Below are 17480 nucleotides of genomic sequence, written 5' to 3'. Positions count from 1 at the left end.
TCACGGCTGCCGGCCGGCCGTTAGCGGACGGCCGGGAGCTCGTCGATCGCCGGGAGGTCGGCGGCCGGAGCCTGGGCGAGCGACTTCGCCGCCGCGGCGGCCGGAGCCACCGGGGTGGCGTGCGGCGCGCACTTCACGTCCTGGGCGTCGACCTTGCCGGTGAGCAGGTAGGTGTCGACTCGGGTGTTGATGCAGGGGTTCACCAGGCTGGTGACACCGTGCGAGCCGGCGTTCTGCTCGGTGATCAGACGCGAGCCGGCGAGCCGGTTGTGGAGCGAGACCCCGCCCTTGTACGGCGTGGCAGCGTCGCGCTCGGACTGGACGATCAGGACCGGCGGCAGGCCGCGCTTGGCGCCGACCCCGACCTCGATCGGGTTGCTCTGCTTGGCCTTCCAGGTCGCGCAGGGCAGGTTCATCCACGCGTTGGACCAGGTCAGGAACGGGTACTTCGCGTGGAGCTTGCTGTTGTCCCGGTCCCACTTGGCCCAGCTGGTCGGCCACTTGGCATCGGCGCACTCGACGGCGGTGTAGACGGCGTTGCCGTTCTCCGACGCGATGTTGCCCTGGATGTCGGTCATGTCCGGGGCGATGGCGTCGATCAGGCCCTGCTCGTCACCGGCCAGGTACGCGCTCCAGGTCTGGGCGACGGGCACCCAGGAGGAGTCGTAGTACGGGGCGCTCTGGAAGAAGCCCAGGAGCTCCGCCGGACCGACCACGCCGCCGAGCGGGTTGGCCTTGGCCTTGGCGCGCAGCTCGAGCCACTTGGCCTCGACCTTGGCGCGGGTGTCGCCGATGTGGAAGACGCTGTCGTTCTTGGCGACCCAGTCCTGCCAGTCGTTCCAGCGCATCTGGAAGGCGACGTCCTGGCCGAGGTTGGCCTCGTACCAGATGTTGTCGCGGTCCGGGTCGACCACGCTGTCGACGATCATGCGGCGCACGTGGGTCGGGAACAGGGTCGCGTAGACCCCGCCGATGTAGGTGCCGTACGAGACGCCGAGGAAGTTCAGCTTCTGCTCGCCGAGGGCGGCACGGATGACGTCCAGGTCACGCGCGGTGTTCGGCGTGGTCATGAACGGCAGCATCTCGCCGCTGCGCTCCTTGCAGCCGTCCGCGTACTCGGCCGCCAGCTTGCGCTGGGCGCGCTTGTCGGCCTCGCTGTCCGGGACCGGGTCGGCCTTGGGGGCCTTGACGAACTCCTGCGGGTCGATGCAGGAGATCGGCGCCGAGTGGCCGACGCCGCGCGGGTCGAAGCCCACGAAGTCGTACGCCTTGGAGGTGTTGACCCACAGCGGGCTCTTGGTGGTGACCCGGCGCGGGAAGCGCATGCCGGAGCCGCCGGGACCGCCCGGGTTGTAGACGAGCGCGCCCTGGCGCTCTTCCTTGGTGCCCGTGCTGACGGCGCGGTCGACCGCGAGGTCGATGGTCTTGCCGAACGGCTTGCTGTAGTCCAGCGGGACCTTCACATAGCCGCACTGGATGGGTGCTTCGAAGCCCCAGTCGGCCGGACAGGCCTTCCAGTCGATCCCGGTGCGGGCCGCGCGGGCGGCGGCGATCTGCGTGCCGACCGCTTCCGCGGTTCCGTTGTCGCGCCCGGACGAGAAGGTCGGGGACGCGGATGCGGACGGGGCGAGCAGCAGGCTCGCCGCCAGCGTTCCGGTGATCAGTGTGGCGGCGCTCCCCAGCGCCGCGGTGCGTATCACGTGGTTGTTCCCCCTGCGTCATCTGCCGCCGTGGGCGGCGTGGTTCGGGTGGGTCATGGGTGAACGGGTATGGACGTGCAAGGGGATACTTCCGCCTGACCCGGAGCATGCGACAGAGCGCGGCCCTGTTCTTTGCCAACCCGATATCCGGAAGTGCGTGTACCGCTGAGCGGGGTCTGGTTCGTCCCGGGTTCAGACGTGGTTCACCGGGTACGTCACCAACCGTAGGCACGGCAGGCCGTGTCGAGCAGTTCGCGCAGCCGCAGCGCGTCCGGGGCCAGTGCCGTGATCAGCACCGCCGGGCCCGCCAGCGGCGTTGCCGCCGCGAACTCGCCGAGCATGCCGGCCTGCGGCGGGGCCGCTTCGAAGTCCGGGTCCACCACGAGGAGCTGGCCGAGCGCCCGGTGGCCGTCGAGCCCCGCCGGGCCGTCCCAGCCGCCCGGAGCTCCCGGGCCGCAGGCCAGCTCCTGGTCCAGCAGCGGCCGTCCGGCCCGGGTCACGGTGAGGCGGCTGCGCACCCGGCCGGGGGGCTCCCCGGTACGGCCCAGGACCTGCTCCTCGCGCAGCAGGAGCCGGGCGGTGGGGGCGAGTTCGGCGCGGGTGCGGACCCGCAGGTCGCTGCCGCGTACGGAGACGAGCGGTTCCGGGAGCCAGCGCACCGCCGACTCCCCCGCCAGCGTGAGCCGTACGTCGTACCGCGCGGGCTCCCCGCCACGGCCGGGCAGCGCCAGGGTGGCCGCCGCCGAGCGGAGCACCAGCCGGGCGCCCGGGCCGGCGTCGGCCTCGATCGCGAGGTGGTCGCCGCCGAGGGGGGCGCTCATGGCCCCGACCAGCACGACGCCGGCCTCGGCTCCCTCACCCCGGGTGCGGCGCAGGGCGAGCGGCCCCTCCCCGGCCAGGAGCGGCAGGCCGGTGCCGCCTCGCCCGTCGGCGACGGCGCGGATCCGGGCGGTGGCACGGAGGCCCGCGGGGGCGGGGACCGGAGCCCGGACCGGAGCAGGCGCCGGAGCCGGCGCCGGGGCGACGGCCGCGGGGGCCGCGCCCGGCACCGCAGGGGTCATGCGGCGGCCCAGGCGGCGATCCGCTCGCGCACCCAGGCGGCCACCGGGGCCACGCCCTCCTCGCCGCGCAGGGACTGGAAGGCGACGGGCAGTTCGCCGCGCTGGTCGGCGGCGTCGCGGGCCATCCGGCCCAGGTCGGAGCCCACGTAGGGGGCGAGGTCGGTCTTGTTGACGACGAGGAGGTCCGCGGTGGTGACCCCGGGGCCGCCCTTGCGCGGGATGTCGTCGCCGCCGGCCACGTCGATGACGAAGATCTGGGCGTCGACGAGGCCCCGCGAGAAGGTGGCGGTGAGGTTGTCGCCCCCGGACTCGACGAGGATCAGGCCGAGCGGACCGTGCTCGCGGAAGGCCTCCTCCAGTTCCTCGACGGCCTCCAGGTTGGCGGAGATGTCGTCGCGGATGGCCGTGTGCGGGCAGGCTCCGGTCTCCACCGCGCTGATCCGCTCGGGCGGCAGGACGGCCTCGCGGAGCAGGAACTCGGCGTCCTCACGGGTGTAGATGTCGTTGGTGACCACGGCCATGGACACCTCCGCGCGCAGGGCCCGGCAGAGGGCGGCCACGGTGGCGGTCTTGCCGGAGCCGACGGGGCCGCCGAGGCCGATGCGCAGGGCGCGGCGGGTGCCGTCCGCCCGCAGCGGCTCGGCGCCGTGGGTATGGCGCTGCGGGAAGGTCACGCCGTGGTCGAGGTGCATGGATGTCTCCTTGGCGGGGGCGGGGCGGGCGGTGCGGGTTCGGGGGCGGGGCACGGAGGGGGTGTGATCAGGAGGCGAAGAGGCGTACCGGCCAGTCGGCATGGGCCTGCGCCGCGATGTCCAGCAGGGGTGAGGAGGCCGCGGGCAGGGCCTGCGGCCCGTCCGCGCGGGCCCGGAGGGCGGCCTGCCGCGCCCGGTCGGAGACCGCGTCGAGCTCGGGGGCCAGCCGGGCCAGCACCCCGCTGGCCTGGAACGGGTCCAGCCCGAGCAGCCGTACGGTCGCGGTCGCCGGACCGCTGACGCTCTCGTACGCCGCCACGTGCGCGGCGTCCAGGGGCCCGAGCCCTGCCGCGCGGGCCGTGACGCCGAGCACCACGGGCTGGTGCGCGCCGCGCGGGAACGCGGCGGCCAGTGCGTCGAGTTCGGCGGCGGGCCACGTGGCGCGGGCGGCCCGCATCAGCTGCCGGCCGAGTCTGCGGGCGGTGGTGCGCAGGGCGGGCACCGGGGTGCGGGCGTCGGCGGCCTCGTCGAGGGCCGCCGGGTCCAGCCCGTCGGCGGCGGCCGCCGCCAGGGCGGCCGCGACCAGCCCGGCGGTGTGCAGCCTTCCCCGGCAGAACTCCTCCAGGGTGGCCGCGTCGTGGATGCGGCCGGCCGCGCAGGCGGCCTCGGCCCCGCCGGAGTGGGCGTGACCCCCGGCGGGGAAGCGGCCGTCGGCGAGGACGAGAAGGGCGGCGAGGCTCATCGGACCCCGCTCCCGGGAAGGGCCGGACTCCAGGGAAGGGCCGGGCTTCCCGGAAGGACCGGGCTCGTCAGGAGGAGGCGGCGCACCTCGAGGTCCGGGCCCATCAGAAGAGGAAGTAACGCTGGGCCATGGGCAGTTCCGTGGCCGGGGCCGGTTCCACCACTTCGCCGTCGATGGTCACGGTGAAGGTGTCGGCGTCCACCTCGACCCGCGGCATGGCGTCGTTGTTGCGCATGTCCGCCTTGGTCACCTTGCGGGTGTTCTCGATGGCGACGAACTCCTTGCCGAGCCCGAGCCGTTCGGGCAGGGCGTCGTCGAGGGCGGCCTGCGCGGTGAAGTTGACCGAGTTGAGGCCGGGCGCCCGCCCGTGGGCGCCGAACATCGGGCGCGGCAGGACCGGTTGCGGGGTGGGGATGGAGGCGTTGGCGTCGCCCATCTGCGCGTAGGCGATCTGGCCGCCCTTGATGACCAGTTCGGGCTTGACCCCGAAGAAGGCCGGGTTCCACAGCACCAGGTCGGCGAGCTTGCCCGTCTCGACGGAGCCGATCTCGCGGGCGAGTCCCTGGGCCACGGCGGGGTTGATCGTGTACTTGGCGACGTAGCGCCGGACCCGGTGGTTGTCGGCCGGTCCGTCGCCGGGCAGGGGGCCGCGCCGCTTCTTCATCACGTGGGCGGTCTGCCAGGTGCGCAGGACCACCTCGCCGACGCGGCCCATGGCCTGGGCGTCGGAGGAGATGATGGAGATGGCCCCGAGGTCGTGCAGGACGTCCTCGGCGGCGATCGTGGAGGGCCGGATCCGGGACTCCGCGAAGGCGAGGTCCTCGGGGACGGCGGGGTTGAGGTGGTGGCAGACCATCAGCATGTCGAGGTGTTCCTCGACGGTGTTGACGGTGTGCGGCCGGGTCGGGTTGGTGGAGCTGGGCAGGATGTTCGGCTCGGAGACCACGGTGATGATGTCGGGTGCGTGCCCGCCGCCGGCACCCTCGGTGTGGTACGAGTGGATGGTCCGCCCGGCGATGGCGGCGAGGGTGTCGGCGACGAACCCGGCCTCGTTGAGGGTGTCGGTGTGGATGGCGGCCTGGGCGCCGGTCTCCTCGCAGACGGTGAGGCAGGCGTCGATCACGGCGGGGGTGGAACCCCAGTCCTCGTGGAGCTTGAAGCCGAGCGCCCCGCCGCGCAGTTGGGAGTACATCCCCTCGCGGGACATCGTGTTGCCCTTGCCGAGCAGGCCGATGTTGACGGGATGGGCCTCCAGCGCGGCGAACATCCGGGCCAGGTGCCACGGGCCGGGAGTGACCGTGGTGGCCTTGGACCCCTCCGCGGGTCCGGTGCCGCCGCCGACGAGGGTGGTGATCCCGGAGGCGAGGGCCTCCTCGATCACGGTCGGGGAGATGAAGTGCACGTGCGCGTCGACGGCGCCCGCGGTGAGGATCTTCCCGTTGCCCGCGATGACCTCGGTCTCGGGGCCGATGACGAGCGCGGGCAGCACCCCGTCCATCGTGTCGGGGTTCCCGGCCTTGCCGATGCCACAGATCCGGCCGTCGCGGATGCCGACGTCGGCCTTGACGATCCCCCAGTGGTCGAGGATCACGACGCCCGTGATGACGGTGTCGGCAGCGCCCTCGGCGCGGGTGGTCCGGGCCTGCCCCATGGATTCGCGGATGACCTTGCCACCGCCGAAGACGGCCTCGTCGCCCGCCCGGCCGGGGCCGCCGCCGAGGTCCTGCTCGATCTCCACGAAGAGGTCGGTGTCGGCGAGGCGGATGCGGTCGCCGGTGGTGGGCCCGAAGAGGTCGGCGTAGACCTGGCGCGACACCTCAGCCATCGAGCGGTCCTCCGGTCTGCCCGCGCAGGCCCGGCACGGTGCGCAGTCCGCCCAGCGGGACGAGCGCCACGGCGACCGGGATGCCCGGCTCGAAGCGGACCGCGGTGCCGGCGGCGATGTCGAGCCGCTGCCCGCGGGCGGCGGCCCGGTCGAAGTCGAGGCCGGGGTTGGCCTCGGCGAAGTGGTAGTGCGAGCCGACCTGTACGGGGCGGTCGGCGGCGTTGAGCACGGTGATGCGGGTGACGGGCCGGCCCTCGTTGAGGTGCACCGAGCCTTCCCCGTAGGCGATTTCGCCGGGGATCATGCCGGTACTCCCTTGTCGACGATCGGGTCGTGGACGGTGACGAGCTTGGTGCCGTCCGGGAAGGTGGCCTCGACCTGGACGTCGTGGATCATCTCGGGGATGCCCTCCATGACCTCCTCGCGGGAGAGCACGGTCCGTCCGGAGGCCATCAGCTCGGCCACGGTCCGTCCGTCGCGGGCGCCTTCGAGGACGTGCGCCGTGATCAGGGCGATCACCTCGGGATGGTTGAGGAGGACGCCCCGCGCCCTGCGTTTCCCGGCCACGTCGGCGGCCACGTGGATGAGCAGTCTCTCCTGCTCGTGGGGGGTCAGTTGCACAGCAATCACCAAGCTTCCGGGACGTGATCGACAACGCGCCGAGCCGACCTTAGGGGGCCGTCAACACTTTGTTGACCTGCGCATATCCGAGCCAAGCGTGTCTTGCCCAAGGCGGAGAAAGGCTTTCCGTCCCGACCATCGCTGCTTTGCCCAATCATGGGTGATCATTGGCGGAGGGAACGTGGCCGCCACGCTAAGGGGCCTGTTTTTCCGCTGCGTTAACCCGTGTTTCGGGGAGGTACCCGGTGCGACCGCGGTCGCCGCCCCGCCCGGTTCCGTATACCGGGCGACCGGACGGGGTCAGCAGCCGGTGGACGTCCCCGCCGGGGCCCCGACCGCCCAAGGCAGGCCGATCCAGACGGTCTTGCCGCCGTCCTCCGTGGGGCTGACCGAGAGCCGGCCGCCCGCCTCGGCGGTGAGCCAGCGGATGATGACCATGCCCCGGCCGTTGTCCTGCTGGACGGCGGCCGGGAGCCGCTTGGGCCAGCGCGGGTGGCTGTCGGTGACCCCGACGCGCAGCCACTCCTCGCGCTCCAGGCGCAGGTCCACGGTGAAGGTGGGGGACTGGCCGAAGGTGTGCTGGACGGCGTTGGTGGCGAGTTCCGAGACGATCAGCCGGACGCTGTCCGCGATGTCGGTCCCGTCGGGCAGTCCCCACCCGCCGAGCACCTCCGCGACGTAGCGGCGGGCGGACGCGACCGAGGCCGGATCGCTCGGCAGAGTGACGGATGCTTCCTGGTGATCTGCCATGGCGACGGTCCCTTTCCCACCGGGGCGGAGCCGTCCCGGATCTGTGCTGGACGCCAGAGTGTCACCCATCGTCCCCCGTTTTCCGCCGTTCCCTCAAGATATGCATATATCTGTCGCTCAATGCGGTGAACTCTGCTACGGAATAGCGTATTTGGACGGCAGACTGGTGCGACCTGTGCCGGTGAAAAGGAGGCGGTGTGCAACACGGTCCCGCGGTGCGCCGGCGCAAGCTCGGCGAGGAATTGCGCGCCCTGCGCGACCGGTCCGGACTCACCAGTGGTGAGGCGGCCCGGCTCGTCGGATGGCACCAGTCGAAAATCAGCCGTATCGAGACGGGGCGCAGTGGCGTCAAGGTGGCGGACATCCGACTGCTGCTCGACGCCTACGGAAGCGTCGCGAGCCCGCAGCAGCGCGCCCTGCTGGAAGCCCTCTCGGTGTCGGCGGCCGGCCCCGCCCCGGGCGCCGACACCGGGCGCGGGCGCCAGTGGTGGCACGACTACCGGGGGCTGCTGCCGCAGGAGTACCGGGACTTCATCAGCCTGGAGGCGAGCGCCCGGGCCGCCCGGACCGTCGAACTCTCCGTCGTCCCGGGCCTGTTGCAGACGCCGGAGTACGCGCGCGCGGTGACCCGGGCGGCGCTCGGCGGGCTGCCGGAGCCGAAGGTCGACGCCCTGGTCGACGTCCGGCTCGCGCGCCAGTGCGTACTGCGGGCGGATCCGCCGCTGGAGCTGAGCGCGGTCCTGGACGAGGCGGTGCTGCGGCGGAAGATCGGCGGGCCGGGGGTGATGGCGGAGCAGCTGCGGTACCTGGTGGAGGTGTCGAGCCTGCCCCAAGTGCGGCTCCAGGTTCTGCCGTTCAGCGTGGGGGGACATCTCGGCCTGACCGGACCGTTCGTCATCTTCTCATTTCCGAACATCGCCGATCTGGATGTGGTGGTACTCGACCATTTGACGAGTAGCCTCTATCTGGAGCGGAAGGAAGACCTTGAGGCGTACAGCGCCGCGTTCCGCACCATTCAGGCGCACGCCCTCCCGCCCCGCGATTCGTCGGACCTGATCAGCGTCCTCGCTGACGACGCGTAAGGAGGCACTCCCCGTGTCCGCAACCCCCTTATCCACCAGCGGACTCCTGAACAGCGCGAGGTGGCTGCGCAGCAGCCGCAGTACCGGAATGAACAATTGCGTGGAAACGGCCGCCCTCGGTGACGGCCTGCTGGCCGTCCGCGACTCCAAGCGGGCGGACGGCCCGGCCGTGCTCTTCACCGGGCCGGCCTGGGACGGCTTCCTCGTCTCCGTACGGGCGGACCTGGCCACGTAAGCACCAGAGGCGGACGTACGGGCGCCCCCGCTCCCGTAGCTCCGACTAGCGGTCCGTGGCTCCGGCCGGAGCGGTCCCGAGGATCGTCTCCACCGCCCGGCTGATCTCCTCCCCCGTGAGATCGGCCCGCGCGGTCAGCCGGAGCCGGGAGATGCCGTCCGGCACCGACGGCGGACGGAAGCACCCCACGGACAGACCTGCCTCGCGGCAGTCGGCGGCCCAGCGCAGTGCCGCCGACGCCGACGGGGCCCGAACCGACACCACGGCCGCGTCCGGCCGGGCCGCGGTCAGGCCGGACGCGGTGAGCCGCCCGTACAGCTCGGCGGCCACCTCGCGGGCGCGACCCGCCCGCTCGGGTTCGCGCTCCAGCAGGCGCAGGGCGGCCAGCGCGGCGCCCGTGGCGGACGGAGCGAGCCCGGTGTCGAAGATGAAGGTCCGGGCCGCGTTGACCAGGTGCCGGATCACCTTGGCCGGGCCCAGCACGGCGCCGCCCTGGCTGCCCAGGGACTTCGAGAGGGTCATCGTCGCCACCACCCCGGGCGCCCCCGCGAGCCCGGCGGCGTGCAGCGCGCCGCGGCCGCCCTCGCCGAGGACCCCGAGCCCGTGCGCGTCGTCCACGAGCAGGGCCGCGCCCTCGGCCCGGCAGGCCTCGGCGTGGCGGGCGAGCGGAGCGGCGTCCCCGTCGACGGAGAACACCGAGTCGGTGACCAGCAGGGCCCGCCCGCCGTGCGCGGCGAGGGTCTTGCGCGCGGCGTCCGGGTCGGAGTGCGGGACGACGGCGGTCTCGGCGCGCGACAGCCGGCATCCGTCGACGATCGAGGCGTGGTTGCCGGCGTCGGAGACGACCAGCGTGCCCCGGTCGCTGAGGGCGGTGACGGCGGCGAGGTTGGCGGCGTACCCGGAGGAGAGCACCAGCGCGGCCTCGAACCCGCAGAACGCGGCGAGCTCGCGCTCGAGCTCCGCGTGCAGTTCGGTCGTGCCGGTGACGAGCCGGGATCCGGTGGCTCCGGCGCCCCAGCGCTCGGCCGCCTCACGTGCGCCCCGCACCGTCTCGGGATGCCGGGACAGCCCGAGGTAGTCGTTGCTCGCGAGGTCGAGGAGCGGCGAGGAGGCCGGCCGCGGACGCAGCGTCCGGACGAGTCCGGCCCGCTCGCGGGCCCGCTCCGCGTCGTCGATCCAGGCGAAGACGTCCACGGGGTCGGGCGTGTGCTGGGGCATCGGCGGTCCTCGTGTTTTGTCGGCAGTCCACAGAGCTGAACGACCCTAACAATCGTGACTTGAGCGCCAGGTGTGGCGATACACACACTCTCTTCCGGCCATGTTGTCGGATCTCTCCTTGGCCGGGAGTGGTGGTGTGGTCCAGGATCGGCGTCATGGACCTGCTGAACACCCTCGTGGACAAGGGGCTGCGGCGTGAGCTGCCGACCCGCGAAGAGGCACTCGCCGTGCTGGCGACCTCTGACGACGCACTGCTCGACGTGGTGGCCGCGGCCGGCAAGGTGCGCCGCCAGTGGTTCGGGCGCCGGGTCAAGCTGAACTACCTCGTCAACCTGAAGTCGGGGCTCTGCCCCGAGGACTGCTCGTACTGCTCCCAGCGGCTGGGGTCGAAGGCCGAGATCCTCAAGTACACCTGGCTGAAGCCCGAAGAGGCCTCCCAGGCCGCCGCCGCCGGCGTGGCCGGCGGAGCCAAGCGGGTCTGCCTGGTGGCGAGCGGGCGCGGCCCGACCGACCGTGACGTGGACCGCGTGGGCAAGACCATCGAGGCCATCAAGGAGCAGAACGAGGGCATCGAGGTGTGCGCCTGCCTCGGCCTGCTCTCGGACGGCCAGGCGGAGCGCCTGAAGGACGCGGGCGCGGACGCCTACAACCACAACCTCAACACCTCCGAAGCCACCTACGGCGAGATCACCAAGACCCACACCTACGCGGACCGGGTCGACACGGTGCAGAAGGCGCACGCGGCCGGCCTGTCCGCCTGCTCCGGTCTGATCGCGGGCATGGGCGAGAGCGACGAGGACCTCGTCGACGTCGTCTACTCGCTGCGCGAGCTGGACCCGGACTCGGTGCCGGTCAACTTCCTGATCCCCTTCGAGGGCACCCCGCTGGCCAAGGAGTGGAACCTCACCCCGCAGCGCGCCCTGCGCATCCTGGCGATGGTCCGCTTCGTCTGCCCCGACGTCGAGGTCCGCCTCGCGGGCGGGCGCGAGGTCCACCTGCGCACCCTGCAGCCCCTCGCCCTGCACCTGGTCAACTCGATCTTCCTGGGCGACTACCTGACCAGTGAGGGCCAGGCCGGGCAGGCCGACCTCGACATGATCGCGGACGCCGGTTTCGAGGTGGAGGGGGCCGGTACCTCGACCCTCCCCGCGCACCGCTCCGAGGTCGCGGAGGCCCGGGGCGGCTGTGGCTCGCACGGCGCCGGCGCCGGCGCCTCGGTCTGCGGCTCCTCCGCCCCCGAGGACGGGGCCGGCTGCGGTTCGGCCTGCGGCGGCTGCTCCGGCCATGCCGGGCACGAGGCCCCCGTACCGGCCCAGGCGGAGGCGGGAGAGGTCCGCACCGGCCTGGTGGCGGTGCGCCGACGCGGCGCGGGGACGGACATCGCCCCCAATGCCTGACCTTCACGACCCGCTGCCGGCCGCCGACCTGCTCGCGCTGGACCGGCAGCACGTGTGGCACCCGTACGGCCCCATGCCCGGGCGGCAGGAACCGCTCGTCGTCTCCTCCGCCACGGGCGTCCGGCTGCGGCTGGCCGAACCGGCGCAGGGCAACGACGAGCTGGTCGACGGAATGTCCTCCTGGTGGTCGGCGATCCACGGGTACAACCACCCGGTGCTGAACGAGGCGGTGACCGGCCAGCTCGGCCGCATGTCGCACGTGATGTTCGGCGGGCTCACCCACGAGCCCGCCGTCCGGCTGGCCGCGAAGCTCGTCGAGATCACCCCGGCCGGCCTGGAACACGTGTTCCTCGCCGACTCGGGCTCGGTCTCGGTCGAGGTCGCGGTGAAGATGTGCCTGCAGTACTGGCGCTCCGTGGGACGCCCCGCGAAGACCCGCCTGCTCACCTGGCGGGGCGGCTACCACGGGGACACCTGGCAGCCCATGGCCGTCTGCGACCCCCAGGGCGGCATGCACGAGCTGTGGTCGGGCATCCTCCCGCGCCAGCTCTTCGCGGACGCCCCGCCGAGCGGGTTCTCCGCACCGGTGGACCCCTCGTACGTCGCCCACCTGCGCTCCTTGGTGTCGGCGCACGCGGACGAACTGGCCGCGGTGATCGTGGAACCGGTGGTCCAGGGCGCCGGCGGCATGCGCTTCCACAACCCGGGTTACCTCCGGGTCCTGCGCGACCTGTGCGACGAGTTCGGCGTCCTCCTGATCCTCGACGAGATCGCGACGGGATTCGGCCGCACGGGCGCGCTGTTCGCGGCCGACCACGCGGGGATCACCCCGGACGTGATGTGCCTGGGCAAGTCCCTGACCGGCGGGTACCTCACCCTCGCCGCCACCCTGTGCACGGAGCGGGTGGCGGACGGCATCTCCCGGGGCGAGGTCCCCGTACTGGCCCACGGGCCGACCTTCATGGGCAACCCGCTCGCCACGGCGGTGGCACTGGCCTCCATCGACCTGCTCCTCGGCCAGGACTGGCCGCTCGAGATCAAGCGGATCGAGGCGGGCCTGACCGAGGGACTGGCTCCGGCGGCCTCGGTCCCGGGGGTCAAGGAGGTCCGCGTGCTGGGCGCGATCGGCGTGGTGCAGCTCGACCACGAGGTCGACATGGCGCGCGCCACCCGGGCGGCGGTCCGGGAGGGCGTCTGGCTGCGCCCCTTCCGGGACCTGATCTACACGATGCCGCCGTTCGTCACGGGCGACGCCGACGTGGACCGCATCTGCCGCGGTGTCCTCGCGGCCGCGAAGGAGGCCTGACATGGCCACCGGACACACGGCCGACCGCCCGGCGCACGGCGCGGACCTGCCCACCGGCTCGATCCTCATGGTGTCCGGCACCGGCACGGAGATCGGCAAGACGGTCGTCACCTCGGCCGTCGCGGCGGCCGCGCTCGCCGCCGGCCGCTCGGTGGCGGTCCTCAAGCCGGCCCAGACGGGCGTCGGCCCGGACGAACACGGCGACGCGGCGGAGGTCGTCCGCCTGGCGGGCTCCGTCACCACCGCGGAACTGGTCCGCTACCCGGAGCCGTTGGCCCCGGACCGGGCGGCCCGCCGCGCGGGCCTCGCCACGGTCTCCCCCGCCGAGATCGCCGCGGCCGCGCGCGGCCTCGCCCTGACGCACGATCTGGTCCTGGTCGAGGGCGCGGGAGGTCTCCTGGTCCGCTTCGACGAGGCGGGCCACACCCTGGCCGACGCCGCCCGGCTCCTCGGGGCCCCGACCCTGGTCGTGGCCCCGGCGGGACTCGGCACGCTCAACAACACGGCCCTCACGGCCGAAGCCCTGCGGGCGCGGGGCCTCGTCGGCCTGGGCGTGGTCATCGGCAGCTGGCCCGCCGACCCCGATCTGGCGGCCCGCTGCAACCTGGCCGACCTTCCGTCGGTCTCGGACCTGCCCCTGCTGGGCGCGGTCCCGGAGCGGGCGGGAGGGCTGGAGCCCACGGCCTTCCGCGCCGCGGCCCCCGCCTGGCTGGCGCCGACCCTCCACGGCACCTGGTCGGAACCGTCCTTCCGGACGCTCTGGCCCGCCTGACGCGGCCGGCCGACGAGACCGGCCGGCGTGCCCGACGGGGCCGGCCGGCCGACAGCCGGTGAGGTCACGGCGGACGGGGCCTCACCGGCCCCGGCGGGGCGGGCGGCCCCGCCCGGAGGTCCGCGCCGGCCGCTCCGTCATCCGTTCAGCGGCTTGACCCAGCGGGTCCAGTGGTCTTCCGGGTGGTATCCCCCGGCCTCCCACGCCCTGTGGCCGCGCTCGTTGCGGTCCAGCACCATCGCGTCCGCCCGCCGTCCGCCGAGCGCCGCGAACCGCTGCTCGGCGGCGGCGAGCAGCGCCGACCCGATCCCCCGGCGGCGGTGGTCCGGGTGCACCGCGAGCCGGTAGAGATGGCAGCGCCAGCCGTCGAACCCCGCTATGACCGTGCCGACCAGTTCGCCCTCGCGGCGCGCGAGCAGCAGCGCCTGCGGATCGCGGGCGTGGAGGCGCTCGACGCCGTCGAGGTCATCGCTGATACTCGTGCCCTCGGCGGCTGCCTTCCAGAAGTCGAGGACGGCTGCGAGATCGGCCGCCGATGCGGGTGCGATGCGAAGATCGTTCATGCGTGGATCCCATCACCCCCGAGGGGGTCCGCCAAAAGAATGATCCGATCGCTTTGCCCTTCCTTTACCCTGTAGGCGTCAGTTCCCTTCCTCTCCGAAACGAAAGGTGTGAGCGTCCGCCCATGGGCGAGCCTCCCCGTCCCCTTCATCCCCCCGCACGACACCGCGCGACGGCACTCCTCCTGGCCGATCATGGGACGGAGGTGAACGACCGATGACCGAAGTGCTCCTGCTCCTCCTGGCGCTGCTGCTCTGCCTTGCCTGCGGAGTCTTCGTCGCGGCCGAGTTCTCGCTGACCACCGTCGAGCGCAGCGAGCTGGAGGAGGCCGTCGAGCGCGGCGAGCGCGGCGCCGAGAGCGCACTGACCGCCGTCCGCAGCCTGACCTTCCAGCTCTCCGGCGCCCAGCTCGGCATCACCGTGACCGGCCTGGTCATCGGCATGATCTCCAAGCCCTCGATCGCCGCCCTGCTCAAGGGCCCCTTCGAGGCCATGGGGCTGTCCGCCGGGGCCGCGTCCTCCACCGCCCTGATCCTCGGCACCGTGCTGTCCACCGTCGTCCTGATGGTCGTCGGCGAGCTGGTGCCCAAGAACTGGGCGATCTCCTCGCCCCTGGCCGTCGCCAAGCGCGTCGCCACCATGCAGCGGGTCTTCTCCCGTGCGTTCAGGCCGCTGATCAGCCATCTCAACACCACGGCGAACCACATGGTGCGCCGGTTCGGCCTGGAGCCCGCCGAAGAGCTCGCCTCGGCGCGCACCGCGCAGGAGCTGGTGGCCCTGGCCCGGCACTCCGCGAAGGCGGGATCCCTGGAGAAGGACACCGCCGAGCTGTTCGTGCGGACCCTCAACCTCGCCGACCTGACCGCGGAGAACGTCATGACCCCGCGCGTCCAGGTCACCGCCCTCGACGTACAGACCAGCGCCGAGGACGTGGCGAACGCGACCCTCGCGACCGGCCTGTCCCGCTTCCCCGTCTACCGGGGCAGCCTCGACAGCGTCGTCGGCACCGTCCACATCAAGGACGTCCTGGCCCTGCCCGCGGCGGAGCGGCACCGCCGTCCGGTGTCGCAGCTGCTGCGCGAGCCCCTGCTCGTTCCGGAGTCGCTCACCGTGGACCGGCTGCTGGACCGGCTGTCCGGCAAGCAGACGATGGCCGTGGTCATCGACGAGTACGGCGGCACGGCCGGAGTGGTCACGCTGGAGGACATCGTCGAGGAGGTCGTCGGCGAGGTCCGCGACGAGCACGACCCGCACGAGATCCCCGATCTGGACGCGGCCGGCGTGGACGACTCGGGGCGCGCGCTGTACTCCGCGGACGGGTCCGCGCGCACCGACCAGCTCCAGCGGATCGGCCTGCGCGTGCCGGACGGCCCGTACGAGACCCTGGCGGGCCTGATAGCGACCCAGCTCGGGCGGATCCCCGTGGTCGGCGACAGCCTGGAGCTGGACGGCTGGCGCCTGGACGTGGTGGACGCCGGCGGGCGGCGGGCGGCGCGGGTGCTCCTGCACGTGCCGGCCGAGCCCACCACGCGTGACAACGACGGGGAGGAGGCGCGATGACCGCCGTCCAGTTGCTGATCGGCCTGGCGACCCTCGTCGTCAACGCCTTCTTCGTCGGCGCGGAGTTCGCGCTGATCTCGGTCCGGCGCAGCCAGATCGAGCCGTACGCCGAGCAGGGTGACCGGCGCGCCAAGTCGGTGCTGTGGGCCCTGGAGCACGTGTCCGCGCTGATGGCGGCCGCCCAGTTGGGCATCACCCTGTGCACCCTGGTGCTGGGTGTGGTGGCCGAGCCGGCCATCGCGCACCTGCTGACCCCCGCGTTCGACTTCTTCGGAGTGCCGGCCGGCCTGACGCACGCGATCTCCTTCGTGGTGGCGCTGGCCCTCGCGACGTACCTGCACATGCTCTTCGGCGAGATGCTGCCGAAGAACGTGGCGCTGGCCGAGCCGGTGCGGACCGCCCTGCTGCTGGGTCCGCCGCTGGTTGCCCTGGCCCGGGCCCTGAAGCCGGTGATCTTCGCGGTCAACGCCTTCGCCAACACCCTGCTGCGCCTGTTGCGGGTGGACGTGAAGGGCGAGATCACGGCGACCTTCTCGGACGACGAGCTCGCGCGGATCGTCAAGGACTCCAGCAACGCGGGGCTCATCGACAACCGGGCGAGCGAGCGGCTGCACGACGCCCTGGAGCTGGGGCGCAGGCCGGTCACCGATGTGGTGCTGCCCGCGGACCGGGTGGTTCCGGCCCACGAGGGCATCACCCCGGCCGGTCTGGAGCAGTTGTCGGCGTCGTCGGGGTACTCCCGCTTCCCCATGATCGACGCGGAGCACCGGATCCTGGGGTACCTGCACGTCAAGGACGCCCTGGACGTGACCGAGCGCGACGAGCCCTTCCCGGTCTCGGCGTTGCGGCCGATCGCCCAGGTGCGGGCGGAGACCCCGCTGGACGACGTACTGACCGCGATGCGGCGCAGCCGTACGCACCTGGCGGCGGTCCTCGGAGCCGACGGCGCCATGACGGGCCTGGTCACGATGGAGGACGTGCTGCGGGAGCTGTTCGGCCGGCCGGCCTCGGCCTAGCCCCGCTCCCCCGCGGGCGGTGGCGGTACGCCGGTGCTCCGGTACCCCGGTAACGGTGCTCCGGTAACGGTGCTCCGGTACCCCGGTACCCCGGTACCGCCTGCGGGACCGGGGTACCGCGCGGTAGCATCGCTCCCGCCATGGAGATGAATGCCTCTTACACCAGTCTTGTCGCGGTCGGCGACTCCTTCACCGAAGGCATGTCCGACCTGCTCCCCGACGGCTCCTACCGGGGCTGGGCCGACCTGCTGGCCGACCGCCTCGCGGCGCGCGAGCCCGGCTTCCGCTACGCGAACCTCGCGGTCCGCGGCAAGCTCATCGGCCAGATCGCCGGGGAGCAGGCCCCGGCGGCCGCCGCGATGGGCGCCGACGTGGTGACCCTGGTCGGCGGCCTGAACGACGCGCTGCGGCCCAAGGTCGACATGGGCCGCGTGCGCGGGCACCTGGAAGAGGCCGTCGGCCTGCTGGCGCCCTCCTGCAAGACGCTGGTCCTGATGCGTTCCCCGGGCCGCAACGGGCCCGTGATGGAACGATTCCGCCCCCGCATGGAGGAGCTCTTCGTCATCATCGAGGAGCTCGCCGCACGGCACGGCGCCCTCGTGGTGGACCTGTACGGGGCCGCCGTGCTCGGCGACCCGCGGATGTGGGACGTGGACCGGCTGCACCTGACGGCCGAGGGCCACCGCAGGGTGGCGGAGGCGGTCTGGCAGGCGCTGGGCCTGCCGCCCGAGGCCGACTGGCGCACCGAGCTGCCGCCCTCGGTCCCGCCGGGCTGGGCCGTGCGCCGCGCGCAGGACCTCAGCTTCGCGCGGCAGCACCTGCTCCCCTGGGTCGGCCGCCGCCTGACGGGCCGCTCCAGCGGGGACGGCCGCCCGGCCAAGCGCCCGGAGCTGCTGGCCCACGAGGCCTGGCGGGGCGAGCCGCTCTCCTAGGAGCGCGGCG

At 73.0% G+C, this 17480-nt stretch carries 18 protein-coding genes; 8 read left to right on the top strand and 10 right to left on the bottom strand.

All coding sequences use genetic code 11. The features are described 5' to 3' along the window. Positions 1-20: 20 nt before the first annotated feature. The 8 genes from ACWF9Z_RS19615 to ACWF9Z_RS19580 form a co-directional block, all read right to left on the bottom strand. Positions 21-1700, bottom strand: a complete 1680-nt coding sequence (locus tag ACWF9Z_RS19615) for an alpha/beta hydrolase (protein WP_453603689.1) — start codon at positions 1698-1700, stop codon at positions 21-23. A gap of 215 nt (positions 1701-1915) precedes the next feature. Further along, positions 1916-2761 carry an urease accessory protein UreD gene (locus ACWF9Z_RS19610; RefSeq protein WP_453603687.1) on the bottom strand — a complete coding sequence of 282 codons (846 nt, stop codon included), beginning with the start codon at positions 2759-2761 and terminating at the stop codon, positions 1916-1918. Then, on the bottom strand, positions 2758-3453 hold the full coding sequence (gene ureG / locus ACWF9Z_RS19605) for an urease accessory protein UreG (RefSeq protein WP_453603686.1): 696 nt from the start codon (positions 3451-3453) through the stop codon (positions 2758-2760). The genes ACWF9Z_RS19610 and ureG overlap by 4 nt, the downstream gene beginning before the upstream one ends. Positions 3454-3520: 67 nt before the next feature. Then, the gene (locus ACWF9Z_RS19600; RefSeq protein WP_453603684.1) at positions 3521-4195 is read right to left on the bottom strand and encodes an urease accessory protein UreF; all 675 of its coding nucleotides are present in this window, start codon (positions 4193-4195) and stop codon (positions 3521-3523) included. Between the two features lie 103 nt (positions 4196-4298). Continuing rightward, positions 4299-6020 carry an urease subunit alpha gene (locus tag ACWF9Z_RS19595; protein WP_453603683.1) on the bottom strand — a complete coding sequence of 574 codons (1722 nt, stop codon included), beginning with the start codon at positions 6018-6020 and terminating at the stop codon, positions 4299-4301. Then, the gene (locus tag ACWF9Z_RS19590) at positions 6013-6324 is read right to left on the bottom strand and encodes an urease subunit beta (RefSeq protein ID WP_453603681.1); all 312 of its coding nucleotides are present in this window, start codon (positions 6322-6324) and stop codon (positions 6013-6015) included. Before ACWF9Z_RS19590 ends, ACWF9Z_RS19595 begins: the two co-directional genes overlap by 8 nt. Continuing rightward, positions 6321-6641, bottom strand: a complete 321-nt coding sequence (locus ACWF9Z_RS19585; protein ID WP_453603679.1) for an urease subunit gamma — start codon at positions 6639-6641, stop codon at positions 6321-6323. Before ACWF9Z_RS19585 ends, ACWF9Z_RS19590 begins: the two co-directional genes overlap by 4 nt. A gap of 300 nt (positions 6642-6941) precedes the next feature. Then, a complete protein-coding gene (locus tag ACWF9Z_RS19580; protein ID WP_453603677.1) occupies positions 6942-7391 on the bottom strand; it encodes an ATP-binding protein in 450 nt (149 codons plus the stop codon). A 197-nt stretch (positions 7392-7588) separates the two neighbouring features. Between ACWF9Z_RS19580 and ACWF9Z_RS19575 the strand changes: the two genes are divergently transcribed. Both ACWF9Z_RS19575 and ACWF9Z_RS19570 read left to right on the top strand, forming a co-directional pair. Then, entirely contained in the window at positions 7589-8473 is an 885-nt protein-coding gene (locus tag ACWF9Z_RS19575; protein ID WP_453603676.1) for a helix-turn-helix domain-containing protein, read from the top strand. Between the two features lie 13 nt (positions 8474-8486). After that, the gene (locus ACWF9Z_RS19570) at positions 8487-8708 is read left to right on the top strand and encodes a DUF397 domain-containing protein (RefSeq protein ID WP_453603674.1); all 222 of its coding nucleotides are present in this window, start codon (positions 8487-8489) and stop codon (positions 8706-8708) included. 45 nt (positions 8709-8753) lie between these two features. On the opposite strand, the gene ACWF9Z_RS19565 is transcribed toward ACWF9Z_RS19570, so the two are convergent. Next, positions 8754-9926 carry an 8-amino-7-oxononanoate synthase gene (locus ACWF9Z_RS19565; RefSeq protein WP_453603672.1) on the bottom strand — a complete coding sequence of 391 codons (1173 nt, stop codon included), beginning with the start codon at positions 9924-9926 and terminating at the stop codon, positions 8754-8756. A gap of 155 nt (positions 9927-10081) precedes the next feature. Between ACWF9Z_RS19565 and bioB the strand changes: the two genes are divergently transcribed. Genes bioB through bioD form a run of 3 tightly spaced genes read left to right on the top strand, consistent with a single transcriptional unit; the run spans position 10082 to position 13401 of the window. Continuing rightward, a complete protein-coding gene (gene bioB, locus ACWF9Z_RS19560) occupies positions 10082-11323 on the top strand; it encodes a biotin synthase BioB (RefSeq protein ID WP_453603670.1) in 1242 nt (413 codons plus the stop codon). Beyond that, positions 11316-12629, top strand: coding sequence for an adenosylmethionine--8-amino-7-oxononanoate transaminase (locus ACWF9Z_RS19555; RefSeq protein WP_453603668.1), 1314 nt, complete (start codon positions 11316-11318; stop codon positions 12627-12629). The genes bioB and ACWF9Z_RS19555 overlap by 8 nt, the downstream gene beginning before the upstream one ends. A gap of 1 nt (position 12630) precedes the next feature. After that, the gene (gene bioD / locus ACWF9Z_RS19550; protein WP_453603666.1) at positions 12631-13401 is read left to right on the top strand and encodes a dethiobiotin synthase; all 771 of its coding nucleotides are present in this window, start codon (positions 12631-12633) and stop codon (positions 13399-13401) included. A 137-nt stretch (positions 13402-13538) separates the two neighbouring features. On the opposite strand, the gene ACWF9Z_RS19545 is transcribed toward bioD, so the two are convergent. Next, entirely contained in the window at positions 13539-13964 is a 426-nt protein-coding gene (locus ACWF9Z_RS19545; protein ID WP_453603665.1) for a GNAT family N-acetyltransferase, read from the bottom strand. Between the two features lie 214 nt (positions 13965-14178). Here ACWF9Z_RS19545 and ACWF9Z_RS19540 point away from each other — a divergent pair, with 214 nt between their 5' ends. From ACWF9Z_RS19540 to ACWF9Z_RS19530, 3 genes are all read left to right on the top strand, one after another. After that, positions 14179-15522, top strand: a complete 1344-nt coding sequence (locus ACWF9Z_RS19540) for a hemolysin family protein (protein WP_453603663.1) — start codon at positions 14179-14181, stop codon at positions 15520-15522. Next, complete coding sequence (locus ACWF9Z_RS19535; protein WP_453603662.1) at positions 15519-16538, top strand: hemolysin family protein; 1020 nt, start codon at positions 15519-15521, stop codon at positions 16536-16538. Before ACWF9Z_RS19540 ends, ACWF9Z_RS19535 begins: the two co-directional genes overlap by 4 nt. Positions 16539-16678: 140 nt before the next feature. Then, complete coding sequence (locus tag ACWF9Z_RS19530; protein ID WP_453603660.1) at positions 16679-17470, top strand: SGNH/GDSL hydrolase family protein; 792 nt, start codon at positions 16679-16681, stop codon at positions 17468-17470. Positions 17471-17480 lie beyond the last annotated feature (10 nt).

Source organism: Streptomyces sp. NPDC054961, assembly GCF_053609145.1.
The sequence above is the reverse complement of the archived record's forward strand: the minus strand, read 5'-3'. Positions and strand labels throughout refer to the sequence as shown.

Coding starts and splice junctions, on each gene's coding strand:
- ACWF9Z_RS19530 (WP_453603660.1), top strand. CDS start 16,679: ATGGAGATGAATGCCTCTTACACCAGTCTTGTCGCGGTCGGCGACTCC.
- ACWF9Z_RS19600 (WP_453603684.1), bottom strand. CDS start 4,195: ATGAGCCTCGCCGCCCTTCTCGTCCTCGCCGACGGCCGCTTCCCCGCC.
- ureG (WP_453603686.1), bottom strand. CDS start 3,453: ATGCACCTCGACCACGGCGTGACCTTCCCGCAGCGCCATACCCACGGC.
- bioB (WP_453603670.1), top strand. CDS start 10,082: ATGGACCTGCTGAACACCCTCGTGGACAAGGGGCTGCGGCGTGAGCTG.
- ACWF9Z_RS19610 (WP_453603687.1), bottom strand. CDS start 2,761: ATGACCCCTGCGGTGCCGGGCGCGGCCCCCGCGGCCGTCGCCCCGGCG.
- ACWF9Z_RS19565 (WP_453603672.1), bottom strand. CDS start 9,926: ATGCCCCAGCACACGCCCGACCCCGTGGACGTCTTCGCCTGGATCGAC.
- ACWF9Z_RS19555 (WP_453603668.1), top strand. CDS start 11,316: ATGCCTGACCTTCACGACCCGCTGCCGGCCGCCGACCTGCTCGCGCTG.
- ACWF9Z_RS19580 (WP_453603677.1), bottom strand. CDS start 7,391: ATGGCAGATCACCAGGAAGCATCCGTCACTCTGCCGAGCGATCCGGCC.
- bioD (WP_453603666.1), top strand. CDS start 12,631: ATGGCCACCGGACACACGGCCGACCGCCCGGCGCACGGCGCGGACCTG.
- ACWF9Z_RS19535 (WP_453603662.1), top strand. CDS start 15,519: ATGACCGCCGTCCAGTTGCTGATCGGCCTGGCGACCCTCGTCGTCAAC.
- ACWF9Z_RS19540 (WP_453603663.1), top strand. CDS start 14,179: ATGACCGAAGTGCTCCTGCTCCTCCTGGCGCTGCTGCTCTGCCTTGCC.
- ACWF9Z_RS19545 (WP_453603665.1), bottom strand. CDS start 13,964: ATGAACGATCTTCGCATCGCACCCGCATCGGCGGCCGATCTCGCAGCC.
- ACWF9Z_RS19595 (WP_453603683.1), bottom strand. CDS start 6,020: ATGGCTGAGGTGTCGCGCCAGGTCTACGCCGACCTCTTCGGGCCCACC.
- ACWF9Z_RS19590 (WP_453603681.1), bottom strand. CDS start 6,324: ATGATCCCCGGCGAAATCGCCTACGGGGAAGGCTCGGTGCACCTCAAC.